Annotated in this window: 9 protein-coding genes; 6 read left to right on the top strand and 3 right to left on the bottom strand. The window is 68.6% G+C overall.

Annotation, left to right across the window (positions count from 1 at the left end; all coding sequences use genetic code 11):
- Positions 1 to 36: 36 nt before the first annotated feature.
- Positions 37 to 1,848, bottom strand: a complete 1,812-nt coding sequence (locus IH48_RS0130640; protein ID WP_037843768.1) for a hypothetical protein — start codon at positions 1,846 to 1,848, stop codon at positions 37 to 39.
- A gap of 394 nt (positions 1,849 to 2,242) precedes the next feature.
- Here IH48_RS0130640 and IH48_RS34600 point away from each other — a divergent pair, with 394 nt between their 5' ends.
- From IH48_RS34600 to IH48_RS0130620, 5 genes are all read left to right on the top strand, one after another.
- A complete protein-coding gene (locus IH48_RS34600; protein ID WP_051840903.1) occupies positions 2,243 to 3,697 on the top strand; it encodes a DUF6924 domain-containing protein in 1,455 nt (484 codons plus the stop codon).
- A 129-nt stretch (positions 3,698 to 3,826) separates the two neighbouring features.
- Positions 3,827 to 6,031, top strand: a complete 2,205-nt coding sequence (locus IH48_RS0130630) for an N-6 DNA methylase (RefSeq protein WP_234434441.1) — start codon at positions 3,827 to 3,829, stop codon at positions 6,029 to 6,031.
- Positions 6,032 to 6,139: 108 nt separating this feature from the next.
- Positions 6,140 to 8,137: a type I restriction-modification system subunit M gene (locus IH48_RS0130625; protein ID WP_030911978.1), complete on the top strand. Its 1,998-nt coding sequence runs from the start codon at positions 6,140 to 6,142 to the stop codon at positions 8,135 to 8,137.
- A 77-nt stretch (positions 8,138 to 8,214) separates the two neighbouring features.
- Positions 8,215 to 9,384, top strand: coding sequence for a restriction endonuclease subunit S (locus tag IH48_RS35415; RefSeq protein WP_158710380.1), 1,170 nt, complete (start codon positions 8,215 to 8,217; stop codon positions 9,382 to 9,384).
- Complete coding sequence (locus IH48_RS0130620) at positions 9,381 to 12,563, top strand: type I restriction endonuclease subunit R (RefSeq protein ID WP_030911975.1); 3,183 nt, start codon at positions 9,381 to 9,383, stop codon at positions 12,561 to 12,563. The genes IH48_RS35415 and IH48_RS0130620 overlap by 4 nt, the downstream gene beginning before the upstream one ends.
- 45 nt (positions 12,564 to 12,608) lie before the next feature.
- On the opposite strand, the gene IH48_RS35410 is transcribed toward IH48_RS0130620, so the two are convergent.
- The gene (locus IH48_RS35410; protein ID WP_078850155.1) at positions 12,609 to 12,815 is read right to left on the bottom strand and encodes a DUF397 domain-containing protein; all 207 of its coding nucleotides are present in this window, start codon (positions 12,813 to 12,815) and stop codon (positions 12,609 to 12,611) included.
- Positions 12,812 to 13,678 (bottom strand): helix-turn-helix domain-containing protein, encoded by an 867-nt coding sequence (locus IH48_RS0130615; protein ID WP_078850175.1) that lies wholly within the window; start codon positions 13,676 to 13,678, stop codon positions 12,812 to 12,814. Before IH48_RS0130615 ends, IH48_RS35410 begins: the two co-directional genes overlap by 4 nt.
- A 129-nt stretch (positions 13,679 to 13,807) precedes the next feature.
- Between IH48_RS0130615 and IH48_RS0130610 the strand changes: the two genes are divergently transcribed.
- Positions 13,808 to 14,293: an ATP-binding protein gene (locus IH48_RS0130610; protein WP_030911969.1), complete on the top strand. Its 486-nt coding sequence runs from the start codon at positions 13,808 to 13,810 to the stop codon at positions 14,291 to 14,293.
- Positions 14,294 to 14,349 lie beyond the last annotated feature (56 nt).

Here is a 14,349-nt window from a genome sequence, read left to right as displayed (position 1 = left end):
GACCACGCACCGGGCCGGGGCGTACTCAGCCCCGCGTCAGACAGTGGCGACCCCGTTCGAGTACGCCTTCATGTTGTACGTACCGAAGCCGTTCTCGACGGGGTCACCGGCATTGTTGATGCAGTGCAGGATGCCGCCACCGCCGGCGTCGTTGAGGCAGACGGTCATCAGCGAGGTGAACACGACGCCCGGGGTGTCGGGGACCTCGTAGGCGCGGTCGGTGTAGATGTTCGCGTTGAGGTTGAAGAAGGCGTAGCTGCCCAGGCCCCACGCGTGGTGCTCCCTGACGTGGTCGCCGACCTTGTAGGCGGCGAACCCGTTCGTACTGCCGTGCCTCCACGCGGACTGCGTCGGCACGTCGTACGGGTGCTCGTTCTGGAAGAAGTAGGTGCGGCCGTGGTCGCCGTTCCAGAGCACCTCGTAGTTCTGGTGGTGCTCCACGAACAGGCCGTACGTGGTGACACGGTCACCGCCGACGAGGAAGCCGACGCCCGCGGGGTTGACCGACCAGCCGACCGTGCCGTCGAGCCCGTGGTCGGCGCGCCAGACCCAGACGTGGTCGACGATCACGTCGTTGCTGTCGATCTGGAGGGAGACGTCCGTCCCGCCGGCGACGGCGCCGCCGATGCGCGGGAAGACGTCGAAGAGCGCGGTGGGCCGGTGCGCGTGGCTCCTGCGGCTGCGGCCGCGGCCGACGCGCAGCAGGACGGGCGAGTGGGGCGTGGCGGGTTCGAGGATCACGCCTGCCACGGACACGTCGTCGACGTCGGCGACCTCGATGAGCGAGTTGCCGTGGGTGGCCTGGAGGGTCGCGAGCCCGAGGCCGAGGACGACGGTGCCGGGCCGCGAGACCCGCAGCGGCGCGGAGAGCGGGTAGATGCCCGGGGTGATCAGCAGGTGCTTGCCCCAGGCGAGCGCGCGGTTGATGCTCTCGGCGGAGTCACCCGGGTGCGCGACGTGGAACTCGGTCAGCGGGACGCTGCGGCCCGCGGCCCGTCTGCGATGCCAGGAGGTCCCGGTCGTCTCGCGCCGCAGCGCGGGCACGAACACGTGGTAGCCGCCATGGCGGTCCATGGTCAGGAACGGCTTCTCGCGGACCACCGGGGTACGGTCCACGCTCGTGTAGGGAGGGGTCGGGAAGGACGTGGCGGGCGCGCCCTGGACGCCGACGAAGACCATGTTCCAGTTGGAGCCCTTCCAGCTGCCGATGGTGTCGTTGCGCGACAGCCACTGCTGCTGGGAGCCGGAGTCGATCTGGCCGTCCACCACGCTGTCGGCGAGGAAGCCGCCGCTGGACCAGCCGTTGCCGGGCGGGCTCGGCATGAGGATCATGTCGCCCTTGACGTGCACGCGCCGCAGCGGCCCGGCCTGGGCGACGGCCCAGCGGTCGAGCCCGTCGGGCGGCACGATGGTCAGGTTCTCGGCGGCCCGCCAGAAGTCCTGGGTGCCGTTGCCGTCGAACCACTGGGCGTCGACGGTCACATGGCCGTTGATCACGACGTCCTCGGGGCTGTCGCCGAGCCCGAGCACGTGGGTGTAGAAGCCGACGTTGACCTCGACGTTGTACGTGCCCGGCTTGAACGCCAGGGCGTACCGCTCGGTGCCGAACTGGTTGGACGCCTGGACGGCGAACACGGCGTCGATCTGCTTCTGGATCGCCGCGTCGCCCATCGACGGGTCGAAGACCAGGACGTTCTGCCCCAGGTCGGTCCGCCCATGGCAACCGGCCCCGCCGCCGCCGTGGCCGCGCGAGCGGCCGGCGGAGACGGGGGACGACGCGAAGGCGGATCCGGCGGTGGCACCGGCCAGCGGCACGGCAACGGCGGCGACCGCCGCCCCGCGGAGCATGGCACGACGAGAGGAGTTCACGGACACGGCTCTCCCTGGAGGTGGTGAACTGAACGGGTCGCGGCTGGTTCGCAGCAGCGAGAGAGCGCTCTCAGTACCGGAGTGAATCACCGCAGGTACACACCGTCAATAAGTCTGCACCGCACGCGTCCCCAGGAACCTCGCTCGCTCCACTTGCCTTCCCCCGGCCCCCGCCGCCCGCGGCGGTCGGCCCGCATGTCCCCACGCAACCGCACATGGCACCGGCGGATGCCTGCGCACCGGCCTCGACAGAGGCCGCGGCCCACGGCGTTGGGACTCTGAGTAGCGTGGACCCGGGCAGGGCCACCCATCCCGCCACCCCGCCTGCCGCCGGAGCGTGTGCGCCCGGCGCTCCGGCCACCGAGGAGGAGCCGTGCCACCACTGCCGGACGAGAGCGACGTGTTCAGATTCGAGTTGCGGCGCTCGGCGCCCGGCCACGGCGAGTGGGCACCTGCCCCGCCACTGACGGTGCACGTGGGCGAAGCCGGTGCCCGGCCCCTTGCGCGGCTGTCCTGGGCCACGGCGGACGGCACGCGCTACGCCATGGCCTTCGCCCCCGGGATGGCGCAGTGCGTCGGGCACCGCCGGGCGGCTGACGGCGGTGTGACGGAACTGCGGGGCGAACTCGCGGACAGTGGACCCTGCTCTGCCTACGGGGACGCCGCCGGGCCCCGCGCGTACGCCTTCGATGTCGAGGAGGGCGGGCAGGGCACGCTGCACCTGTGGATCGACGACGGGGGCACGGCGCCGCTGTGCTCCGCCGAGTGGTCGGACGCCTCGGGCGACTCGCGCTCCCTCGCGCTGTGTTCCGCCACCGCGTCCGGTACACCCGACGTCACGCATCTGGTCGGTGAGGTTCTGGCCACTGCCCAGCACGTGCGCGCGGGCGAGGTCGCGGGGAACCTGATCGACCCGTCGAGGAGCAAGTGGTTCGCGCCTCACGACCGCGTCACGATCGATTTCCGTCTCACCGAGCCGGTCGCCGTGGAGCGCTACCTCCTCACCTCCGCGAACGACGCCGCCGACCGCGACCCCTCGGCGTGGACCCTGAACGGCTCGGCGGACGGCGGCTCCTGGAGTGTCCTCGACTCCCGATCCGGCGTGTCGTTCACCGAGCGGCACCAGTCGAAGGAGTTCCGGATCGCCGCGCCAGGGGCGTACGACCACTACCGGCTCGACATCACCCGCAGCAGCGGCTCACCGCACCTCCAACTCTCGTCCGTCCGCTTCCTGGCCGCCGCGGGCGCCCGCTTCGTCGGCCACCGGGGGCACGCCGGTGGTCCCCCGGTCGTGTACCGGGGGACGCGCACGGCGCCGCCCGGACGCCGTACCGCCCTTTCCGGCACTGCCGGGGCGGGCATGGTGGTCCACGGCCACGACGGCATGTACCCGTTCGTCGTCCGCACCGACTTCGGCGACGACGGCGCCTGGGCCCGAGTGATCACGGGCCTGCGCGAGCCGATCGAGGAGGACGACGAGGTCGAGCCATGGATCATCGAGGACCGCGGGTACGAGGGCGCCCCGGTCGAGACACTGCTGCAAGACCTCCGCGCGGCCGCGCCCGCGCCGCTCGACATCCCGGGCGTGATCTTCGTGGCCGACGGCCCGACCATGCGGGAGGCGCGGCACCCGCTGCTCGCCGTGCGGACCGAGACGTACGACGAGGCCGCGGAGTACGGGGCCGCGGGCCCCGAAGACGCCGACGAGCCGATCATGTCGTTCCGCATCGCGCCCGACGCGGCCGTCGAGCTCAGCGTGAACCTGGGCCTCGGCAACATGGATTTCGAGGACTTCGCGGGCGAGGGCGTCACCGAACGCATGAACTGACCCCGGCGGGCGTCGCCCGCGGACGATGCGCCGCACGAACATGACGTGAAAGCATCGTCCATCACTATTTTGATGTTGAATCACGCTGTAGAGTGTGACCACGTCGACCACCGAGCCAGGACCTGATCCATGCCGCAACCCCCCACACCGCCCGCCCAGGTGACCGCCGCCGAGATCTCCCGCATCGCGGGCGTCACGCGCGCCACCGTCAGCAACTGGCGCCGCCGGCACGACGACTTCCCCGCGCCCTCGGGCGGCACGGACAGCAGTCCGCTGTACGACCTGGAAGAGGTCCGTGCCTGGCTCGCCTCACGCGGACAGCACACGGCTGCCACGCCAAGCGCGGAGCTGCGCACCACCCTGCGCCTGCGCGAACGTGCCGGCGCCGGGGCGTCCGACCTGCTCCTGATGGTCCTGGCCGCGGCCCGCCGCCCCGCCGACGACCTCACCGGTCTGCACACGTTGCCCGACGCCGATCTGGTGAAGCGGGCGAACGACGCGTCTGCCGAGGTCGCGGACGTGGTGCCGGACACGGAACCGGTCCGCTTCACCGCCGCCGACACCACCGTCCTGCGCGCGCTACTGCTCTGTGTCCGCGACGAGGGCGCGCAGACGGCGCTGGGCGTGCTGGCGGAGCGGGAGTTGGAGGACAGCGCCGCCAGCGGCGCCTACCGGACCCCGGCCCCACTGGCCGACCTGCTGGCCCGCCTGATCCCAGGCTCTCCGCTTCGGGTTCTCGATCCCGCCTGCGGCAGCGGCACCTTGCTGTCGGCCGCCGCCGCGCGGGGCGCGCGCGAGCTGTACGGGCAGGACAGCCTTCCCGTACAGGCACGGCGGTCAGCGGTCGGGCTGACGCTGACAGCCGGGGAGGGTACGGACGTCACCGTGCGCACGGGCGACAGCCTGCGCGCCGACGCATTCCCCGACCTCACCGTCGACGCCGTACTGTCCAACCCGCCCTACGGGGACCGGGACTGGGGCCACGACGAGCTGGCCTACGACCCGCGCTGGGCGTACGGGTTCCCGCCGCGCGCCGAGTCCGAACTGGCCTGGGTCCAGCACGCGCTGGCCCACCTCGCACCGGGCGGCCACGCCGTGCTGCTCCTCCCGCCGGCCACGGCGTCCCGCTCGTCCGGGCGCCGCGTACGCTCCGAGCTGATCCGCACCGGCGCGCTGCGGGCGGTGGCGGCCCTGCCGCCGGGTGCGGCGATCCCGCTCCACATCGGCCTGCAGGTGTGGGTGCTGCAGCGGCCGGAGCCCGACCGGCCGGCACACCAGTCGGTCCTCTTCGTCGACACCGCGGGCGAGTCCACGGCCCCGGCGCGCGGCGGGAGCCGTGCCGGGGCGGCGGTGGACTGGGCGCGGGTGAGCCGGCAGATCGTCTCCGCGTGGACGGCGTACGCCGAGGACCCTGATGGGTTCGAGCCGCAGGCCGGTGTGGCGCGTGCGGCGAGCGTGGTCGACCTGCTCGGTGAGGTGGTCGACGTGACACCCGCGCGGCAGGTGCGGGGCTCCCAGGCGGATATCGCGCCGCAGGACCTGGCCCGGGAGGCGGTGGCGGCCCGCGAGGGGCTTGCGGCGGCGGTGCGGACGGTGGGCGAGCTGGCCTCCACGGGGATGTGGAAGGCCGCGGGGACTTCGGCCCGCGCCTGGCGCACGGCCACCGTCTCGGACCTGGCACGGGGCGGGGCGCTGAAGGTCCTGCGTGCGGCGCCGGGCTCGGCCCCGGGCTCGTCGCGGACGACGGTCGCCGAGACGAAGGGCGCGGATACGGGCGCAGCCGGCGGGAGCGGGGAACGCCCGCCGGCCCTGACGGGCGGCGACATCGCCCGGGGGACGGGGCCGACGGGGCGTGCCCCGGGGGGCCAGGCGCAGGGGGCACATGGAGCGAAGGGCGAGCGGGACGCGCAGGCCGAGCGGCTGCCGGAGATCGCGGTGGGCGACGTCCTGGTCCGCAACCTGGTCGGCGGCACGGGCCCGGTGGCCCGAGTCGCGGGCGAGGCGGAGGCCGGTGTCCTTCTCGGCACGGGCGTCCACCTGTTCCGGCCGGACCCGGCGCGGCTCGACCCCTGGTTCCTCCTCGGCTTCCTCAGCTCCGAGGCCAACCTGGCAGGCGCCTCGACCGGCAGCTCGACACTCCACCTCAGCCCGGGACGGCTGCGCGTGCCGCTGCTGCCGCTCGCCGAGCAGCGACGGTACGGCGAGGCCTTCCGGCACGTGGAAGCACTACGCGAACAGGCCCGGCGCATAGGAGACTTGGCGGAGGAGACGACACGGCTCGCGAGCGGGGGGCTCACGGGCGGACAATTGGTACCAGAGCCCACAGAGGCTTGAGAAGTACCCCATTCTTGAAGCGGGCGGCGGACGGACGAAGACATGCCGGTCTGTCCGCGCCGCACCATCATCCGTACTGGCGGCCCCGGAAGGGAAGCGGAAGAGGCCTTGAACAGCAGCAAGCACACGGAGTTGGCGAACCACGCGTGGTCGGTCGCCGATCTCCTGCGGGGGGACTACAAGCAGTCGGACTACGGCAAGGTCATCCTGCCGTTCACAGTGCTGCGGCGGCTGGAGTGCGTGCTGGAGCCGACCCGCGAGAAGGTCACGCAGATCACCGAGCAGTACAAGGACTGCGACATCGACGCGGACCGATTCCTGCGCCGGGCCTCGGGCCACTCCTTCTACAACACGTCCAACCTGACGCTGAAGAAGATCGCGGCGGACCCGCAGAGCGCGGCGAAGAACCTCACGGTGTATGTCGGGGCGTTCTCGGACAATGCCCGTGGGGTGCTGGACCGCTTCGAGTTCGCGCAGCAGATCAAGCGGCTGGACAGCGCTGGACTGCTCTACCAGGTCATCGGCAAGTTCACCGACCTGGATCTACGCCCCGAGGTCGTGCCCAACCACAACATGGGCTACATCTTCGAGGAGTTGATCCGCCGCTTCTCCGAGCAGTCCAACGAGACGGCCGGTGAGCACTTCACGCCGCGCGAGGTCATCCAGCTCATGGTGCGGCTGCTGGTCGCCCCGGACGGCGACGCGCTCCAGCTCCCGGGCGCGGTCCGCACGGTCCTCGACCCTGCGTGCGGCACGGGCGGCATGCTCTCCGCGATGGACGACCTGATCACGGAGCTGAACCCGGACGCGACGGTTGAGGTGTTCGGGCAGGAGCTCAACCCGGAGTCGTGGGCGATCTGCCGGTCCGACCTGATGATCAAGGGCCAGGACCCGGAAAACATCCGCTTCGGCAACTCGTTCTCCGACGACGGCCACCAGCGCAAGTCCTTCGACTACATGCTGGCGAATCCGCCGTTCGGCGTGGAGTGGAAGAAGGTCAAGGACGAGGTCACGGCCGAGCACGAGCAGCTCGGCGACGCGGGACGCTTCGGCGCAGGACTGCCGCGCATCAACGACGGCTCACTGCTGTTCCTGCAGCACATGATCTCGAAGATGAAGCCGGTGGACGTGGAGGGTGGCGGCGGCTCGCGTATCGCGATCGTCTTCAACGGCTCGCCCCTGTTCACGGGCGCGGCGGGCTCGGGCGAATCTGAGATCCGCCGCTGGATCCTGGAGAACGACTGGCTTGAGGGCATCGTCGCTCTTCCGGATCAGCTCTTCTACAACACCGGCATCTCGACGTTCTTCTGGATTTTGACGAACAGGAAGAGCCCGGACCATAAGGGCAAGGTCGTGCTGCTGGATGCACGGGACCAGTGGCAGAAGATGCGCAAGTCTCTGGGCGACAAGCGCAAGGAGCTGGGCAAGGACCACATCGCGGCGGTGGTCAAGCTGTACGGCGAGGCGCTGGAGGCGGCGGGGGATGCGGAGCATCCGCTGCACGGCAAGGTGAAGGTCTTCCGGAACGAGGACTTCGGGTATCAGCGGATCACGGTGGAGCGGCCACTGAAGCTGCGGTTTGAGGTGACGGATGAGACGCTGGCGGCGCTGGAGGCGTCGAAGGTCATCCAGAAGCTTCCCCAGAAGCAATCCATCGTCATGTTCGACGCCTTCGAGTCGATGGACGTCACGAGCTGGGCTACAAAGCAGGAGGCGTGGCTCGCCCTCAAGGACGCGGTCGTCGCGGCCGGCTCGACGTGGCCCACGGGGGCGCCGTTCAACAAGGCGCTGCGTGACGCGATCGGCGTACGGAACCCGGAGGGCGAAGTGCAACTCGTGAAGGGCCAGCCCGAGCCGGACCCGGAGCTCCGGGACTACGAGAACGTTCCGCTGGGCGAGGACGTCGAGGAGTACCTCACCCGGGAGGTCCACCCGCACGTGCCGGATGCGTGGATCGACCACAGCAAGACGAAGATCGGGTACGAGATCCCGTTCACGCGGCACTTCTACGTGTACGAGCCGCCGCGGCCACTGGCGGAGATCGACGCGGACTTGAAGGCGCTGGAGGCCGAGATTCAGGGACTGCTGAGGGAGGTCACCGAATGAGGCGGACGACTCTACGCGCTGCCGCCGAAGTAGTTCTCGGACGCCAGCGTTCACCCCAGCACGACTCAGGTTTGCATATGGTTCACTACCTGCGAGCCGCCAACGTCCAAGATGGGGCGCTCGACCTGACGGACGTCAAGCAAATGAACTTCACCCCAGCCGAGCAACAAATCTTCTCACTTCGTGCTGGCGATGTTCTTGTCACTGAAGGCAGCGGAAGTCTGCGATCCGTGGGTGCATCGGCTGTCTGGCGGGGAGAAAGTGACGGAGCCGTGTGTTTTCAGAACACCCTTCTAAGGATGCGCCCCCGCTCCGGCATTACTGACGGGCGTTTTCTCGAGTGGTGGGCTCGGTCGGCGTTCGGAAGTGGTCTCTTCGCCTCCATCGCAACGGGTGCGAACATCTACCACATCAGCGCCGAGCGGGCGCGGGCGGTGCCCATCGACCTGCCACCCATAGACGAGCAACGCCGCATCGCCAACTTCCTCGACGCCGAGACCGCCCAGCTCAGACTGATCGAAAATCGCTCCCATCGACTGACGGGTCTGCTCGAAGAACGCAAGTTTTCTTTGACTGCAGAATGTTTCACGTTCGAGAGGCCTGAAGACGCGCTCCTTATCCCGCTACGAAGAGCGGTCCGGCAGTGGATCGACTACCGCGGCGCCACACCAACGAAGACAGCTTCCGGAACTCCCCTTGTCACAGCGAAGAACATCAGGAACGGCCTAATTGATCTTAAAATAAGCCGTGAATATATTGCCACAGATTCCTATACGGACTGGATGCGCCGAGGCCTACTCGAGGGGAAAGACGTACTCCTCACCACGGAGGCCCCGCTCGGGCAGGTTGCCATGGTGAACGATACGTCGATTGCACTTGCGCAACGCATCATCGTGCTCCGGGCCAACCAAGATGTCTGCTCACCCGAGTGGCTCTACTGGTATCTGCGATCGCCTCAAGGGCAATCTGAACTGGAACGCCGGGCTACTGGCTCCACGGCCTTGGGCATCAAGGCGGACAGACTGCGCGGCGTTCCGATTCCGTTGCCCCATCCGAATGAAGCTGCCGGACGACTTAATCGACTGAGCGCATGTGTTACCCGGGTCGAACTCTTGGAACGGCAACTGATCAAGCAAAAAGCACTCTTGGCAGAACGCCGCCAAGCCCTCATCACCGCCGCCGTAACCGGCCAGTTCGACGTCACAACCGCCAGCGGACGCAACGTAACCGAAGGAGTCACCGCATGAGTCCCGTGCACGACGAGTCCTCCTTCGGCTCGGCCATAGTCGCTGCCCTCTGCAACCGTGGCTGGCGCGAGGCGAACCCGGCGGACTACCGTCCTGACCTCGGCCTGGACACCAACGAACTCTTCACCTTCATCGGCGCCACCCAGCCCGACGAGTGGAACGAGCTCCTCACCGTCTACGGCGGCAACCCGAACGAAGCCCAGCGCGGCTTCGCACAGCGCCTCGACCGGGCCATTGCCGACGACGGGCTGCTCCACGTCCTCCGCAACGGCGTCAAGGATCGCGGGGTCCGCCTCCGCGTCGCCTATTTCAAGCCCAACCTCATCTCCGCCGACTCTGTCCTCGACGGCTATCGGGCGAATCGCCTCACCGTCGTCCGCGAACTCCCGTACGCGACCAAGCAGGCCGACTGGGGCCACCGCCTCGACCTGACCTTGTTCCTCAACGGCATCCCCGTCGCCACCGCCGAGTTGAAGAACCCCCTCACCGGCCAGGGTGTCGAGCACGCCAAGGAGCAGTACCGGACCGACCGCGACCCCACCGAGCTGATCTTCACGCGTCGCGTCATCGCCAACTTCGCCGTCGACCCCGACCTCGTCTTCATCACCACCCAACTCCGCGGCAAGAGCACCCACTTCCTCCCCTTCAACAGCGGGTCCAATGGCCCCGGCCAGCCCGGCGGCGCCGGTAACCCCACCCCCACCGCCCACGGCACCTACTCCACGTCCTACCTGTGGGAGCAGGTCTGGCAGCGAGACAACTGGCTCGACCTCCTCCAGCGCTTTGTGCACCAGCAGAAACACAAGACGCCCGGCGGCGGCACGACAAAGTCGACGATCTTCCCCCGCTTCCACCAGTGGGATGTAGTCCGCAAGCTCACCGCGCACGCGTCCGTCCACGGCGCCGGTCAGAACTACCTCGTCATGGCCTCCGCCGGCTCGGGCAAGTCCAACACCATCGGCTGGCTCGCCCACCGCCTCAGCGACCTGCACGCCCGCAACGATCCCGCCGTCCTGCGGCCCGACGCCCTCGCCGACGGCCGTATCAAGCCCGGCGAGCCCGTCTTCGACAAGGTCATCGTCATCACCGACCGCCGCGTCCTGGACGCCCAGCTCTCGGCGACCGTCGGCAGCTTCTCGCAGACGGACGGCCTGGTCGTGAAGGTCGACGAGAAGCACGGCGCGAAGAGCGAGCAGCTCGCCCGCGCGCTCTCCCGGGACACCGGGAAGATCGTCACGGTCACCCTGCACTCGTTCCCGGCCCTGCTCGACTACATCAAGCGCAACCCGACCGAGATCAAGGGCACCCGGTTCGCGATCATCGTCGACGAGGCACACTCGTCCCAGTCCGGCGACGCCGCCACCGCCGTGAAGTCGGCCCTGCGCGACCTCGGTCTGGACTCCGACTCGGACGACGAGGGCGCGACCACGGTCACCGTGGACGACAAGCTGAAGGCGAAGGCGGTCGAGCGCTCCCAGGCCGCCAACCTCTCCTACTTCGCCTTCACCGCCACCCCCAAGGCCAAGACGCTCGAACTATTCGGCACGGAAGGTGTGGAGAACGGCAAGACCGTCTACCGCCCCTTCCACACGTACTCCATGCGCCAGGCCATCGAGGAAGGCTTCATCCTTGACCCCCTGCGCAACTACGTCACCTACAACACCTACTGGAAGCTCGCGAACCTCAACCACGACGAGAAGGAGGTCGACCCCTCCAAGGCGAACAGCCTGCTCGCCCGGTTCGCGCTCATGCACGAGCACACGGTGTCGCAGCACGCCCAAGTGATCGTCGAGCACTTCGTCGCCCACACCCGCGGCCGTCTCGGCGGACGAGCAAAGGCCATGGTGGTCACGGCGTCGCGCCACTCCGCTGTGCAGATGGCCCGCGCCATCCGCAGCTACATCGCCGACCGCGAGTACGACAGCAAGTACCCGGACCTCGGCGTTCTCGTCGCGTTCTCCGGCTCCCTCACCATCGACGGTGAGGAGACCACCGAGAGCAAGGAGAACGGTGGTCTGTCGGAGAGCGGGCTTCCCAAGGCGTTCGCGTACACCCGCGCCGACGACAAGGCCGCCAAGGCTGGTGGCAAGGGCCAGCAGGAGTACCGGATCCTCGTCGTCGCCGAGAAGTACCAGACCGGCTTCGACCAGCCGCTCCTCACGACGATGTACGTCAACAAGACGCTGACCGGCATCGCCGCCGTGCAAACGCTCTCGCGCCTCAATCGCACCGCCGACCGCAAGTCGCAGGCCGACCTGGCCGTCCTGGACTTCGTCAACGACGCCGAGGACATACAGGACGCCTTCCGCCCGTACTTCGAGGAGGCGCATACCCTCCCCTCCGACCCGAACCTCCTCTACACGGCCCAGAGCCGGGTCATGTCCGCGCCGATCGTCTCGGAACAGGACATGGACGAGTTCGTCTCCGCGTACTTCGAGGCGCAGGAGAAGGCCGAAGGCTCGCAGGCCAAGTGGGAGAAGCTGCACGCCGAGCTGTACCGGCTCCTCTCCCCCGCCGTTACCCGCTTCACCGCTCTCCTGGAGAGCGACGACGAGGAGGACGCCGAGGTGGCAGAGGAGTTCCGGGCCAACCTCAACGACTACGTCCGCAAGTACGGCTTCCTCGCGCAGATCGTGCCCTACCAGGACCCCGACCTGGAGCGGCTGTACCTGTACGGGCGCTACCTGCTCAACCGCCTGCCACGCCTGGCGGACGGCGGCGTCGACATAGGGGAGGTCGACCTCAGCCACCTGCGCGTCGAGAAGACGGGCGAGCACGACAAGTCCCTGCTTCCCGAGGGCGCTGCCGAGCTCAAGGGGTTCGGCGACGGGGCCGGCGGCGGCAAGGACGCGGAGAAGTCACTGCTGTCCGAGCTGATCGAGAGGTTCAACGCGAAGTTCGGCACGGAGTTCACCGAAGAGGACGTGCTCCCGGCGTTCAACGCGACGAAGAAGGACCCGAAGGTCCGGGCCGCCGCCCTCGTCAACGACGAGGAGAACTTCGGCGTCGTCTTCGACAAGAAGTTCGAGGAGAACATGATGGACCATGTCTCCACGATCGACACGCTCGGCAAGCGGTACTTCGGAGCGGACCGCGACTTCAAGTCCAACCTCGACCGCAGCGCGCGCCGCGCGGCCTGGCGGATGATCCGCCGGGAGGAGGGCTTGGAGGAGTTCTAAAAGTTGGGGCCCCGGCGCCAGCCGGGGCCCCAACTTGGTTCGGCGTCAGCCGCGGGCGGCTCGCTTGACGAACACACCCCAGGCTTCGGCTCCGACTGCCAGCGTGCCACCAGTGGGCCGCTTCGAGTCCCGAACGAGAGCAACTTCGGGAGTTGCGGCAACCTCAACACACTCGCCGCCCCCGCCGCTGCTGTAACTACTCTTGAACCAGGCTGACTCCGGCACGGTCAACTCACTGCATTGAACTGTCATTCCGCTCCCAGCAGTTCCTCAATGAAGGCCAGCGACTCACAGGGAGTGAGCGCCTGTGATCGCAGGATGCCATATCGAGCCTCGAGCTCACGGATCTTCCCGGCGCTGGTGTACATGCGACTGTCGTCCTGGACCTCGGTGTAGGCGAGACGTTGCCCGTCGGCATCGTCGATCAGGTTGAACGGGCCGCCCAGTGCCGCGTGGTCCTCTCGGTCCGTCGGCATCACCTGAATCTCCACATTGCGGTTCTGTCCGACAAGCAGGATCTGTTCCAACTGTCCACAAAGCGCTGTCCGTCCGCCAATCGGTTTGCGCAGCACAACTTCTTCGATGATGAAGCTCAGCAGCGGCGCCGGGCGTCGCGTGAAGATGTCCTGGCGCATCATCCGAGCAGTCAGACGCTGTTCGATGACAGCGTCATCCAGTAGCGGGCGCTGCATCTGGAAGACGGCCCGGGCGTAGTCCTCTGTCTGCAACAGGCCAGGCGCGGCATGAGTGGCATATACGCACAGGCCGACTGCGCTGGCCTCCAACCGAGCCATGTCTCGGAAAAACGCCGGGTACTGAGCCCGACCGACCTCCCCCTTCATAGCCGTCAGTAGACCACCCGCATCCAGCACCTCGTCTGCCTGCTGGATGAACCGTGGCTGCGGGACGCGCCGTCCCTGCTCGTACGAGGCGATGGTGTCCGCGGAGTACCCAACTCGCCTGCCGAGTTCGGCCCGCTCCATGCCCGCCCGCGTCCGCAGCAGCTTTAACTGGCGTCCAAACGCGCCGATAAGGCCCCTGGCCGACTCCTCCTCGCTGCGCCGTTGTCCCGGCACCTCGGTGTCGACTCCGCTCTCGCTCTCACTCTCGTCCAGCACCGCACACCTCGCTTCCCGCCCACCCGGCCGTACCGTCCCGTACACGGCGTGCGCCCGCGAGTACTCCACATCGCGTCAGCGCGTCACCACTGGTCACGGTATGACATAACTCACCACGCTGTGTGCATGGATCTCACAGAACAACCCTCACCGGCGACCCCGGCGGCCTCCGCCCGCCCCCACTCCTGCTTTTCCCTCTGCTTCAGCTCGACGCCCCGAGGCGCGCGCCTGGCCCGCCGGCTCTGCGGGGAGCGGCTCGACTCCTGGGGCGTGCCGTACGGCAGCGAGGCGCACGACACGCTGAGCCTGCTCGTCGCCGAACTCGGCGCCAACGCGATCACCCATGGCCGCGTTCCCGGCCGCGACTTCCGCGTCCGGCTCCTCGCACTCTCCGCGCCCACCGCCTCGCCCCTCACCATCCGCCTGGAGGTCACCGACACGCGAGGCGACAGGCTTCCCGCGCCCGCCGCCGATGCTGCCGCCGTCTGCCCCGCCCGTACTGGCGGACGCGGCCTGCTCCTCGTCGCGGCCCTCGCCGACTGCTGGGGCTGCGACCCGCGCCCGGATGGCCCAGGGCTTGCGCGAGTTCCCGGGATCGCCCAACTGACGTGAAGATGCCGCAGGTCGGGGCGGATGACAGAGCGGACACGGGATCCGTGATCATTCAG

The organism is Streptomyces sp. NRRL F-5126 (assembly GCF_000721265.1).
Taxonomy (GTDB): domain Bacteria; phylum Actinomycetota; class Actinomycetes; order Streptomycetales; family Streptomycetaceae; genus Streptomyces.
Note: the sequence above shows the minus strand (reverse complement) of the source record. Positions and strands in the feature narration are given on the sequence as shown.

Excerpts from the sequence above, each read along its gene's own strand:
- IH48_RS0130640 (WP_037843768.1), bottom strand. The coding sequence starts at position 1,848 with ATGCTCCGCGGGGCGGCGGTCGCCGCCGTTGCCGTGCCGCTGGCCGGT.
- IH48_RS0130630 (WP_234434441.1), top strand. The coding sequence starts at position 3,827 with ATGCCGCAACCCCCCACACCGCCCGCCCAGGTGACCGCCGCCGAGATC.
- IH48_RS35415 (WP_158710380.1), top strand. The coding sequence starts at position 8,215 with ATGGTTCACTACCTGCGAGCCGCCAACGTCCAAGATGGGGCGCTCGAC.
- IH48_RS0130620 (WP_030911975.1), top strand. The coding sequence starts at position 9,381 with ATGAGTCCCGTGCACGACGAGTCCTCCTTCGGCTCGGCCATAGTCGCT.
- IH48_RS35410 (WP_078850155.1), bottom strand. The coding sequence starts at position 12,815 with ATGACAGTTCAATGCAGTGAGTTGACCGTGCCGGAGTCAGCCTGGTTC.
- IH48_RS0130610 (WP_030911969.1), top strand. The coding sequence starts at position 13,808 with ATGGATCTCACAGAACAACCCTCACCGGCGACCCCGGCGGCCTCCGCC.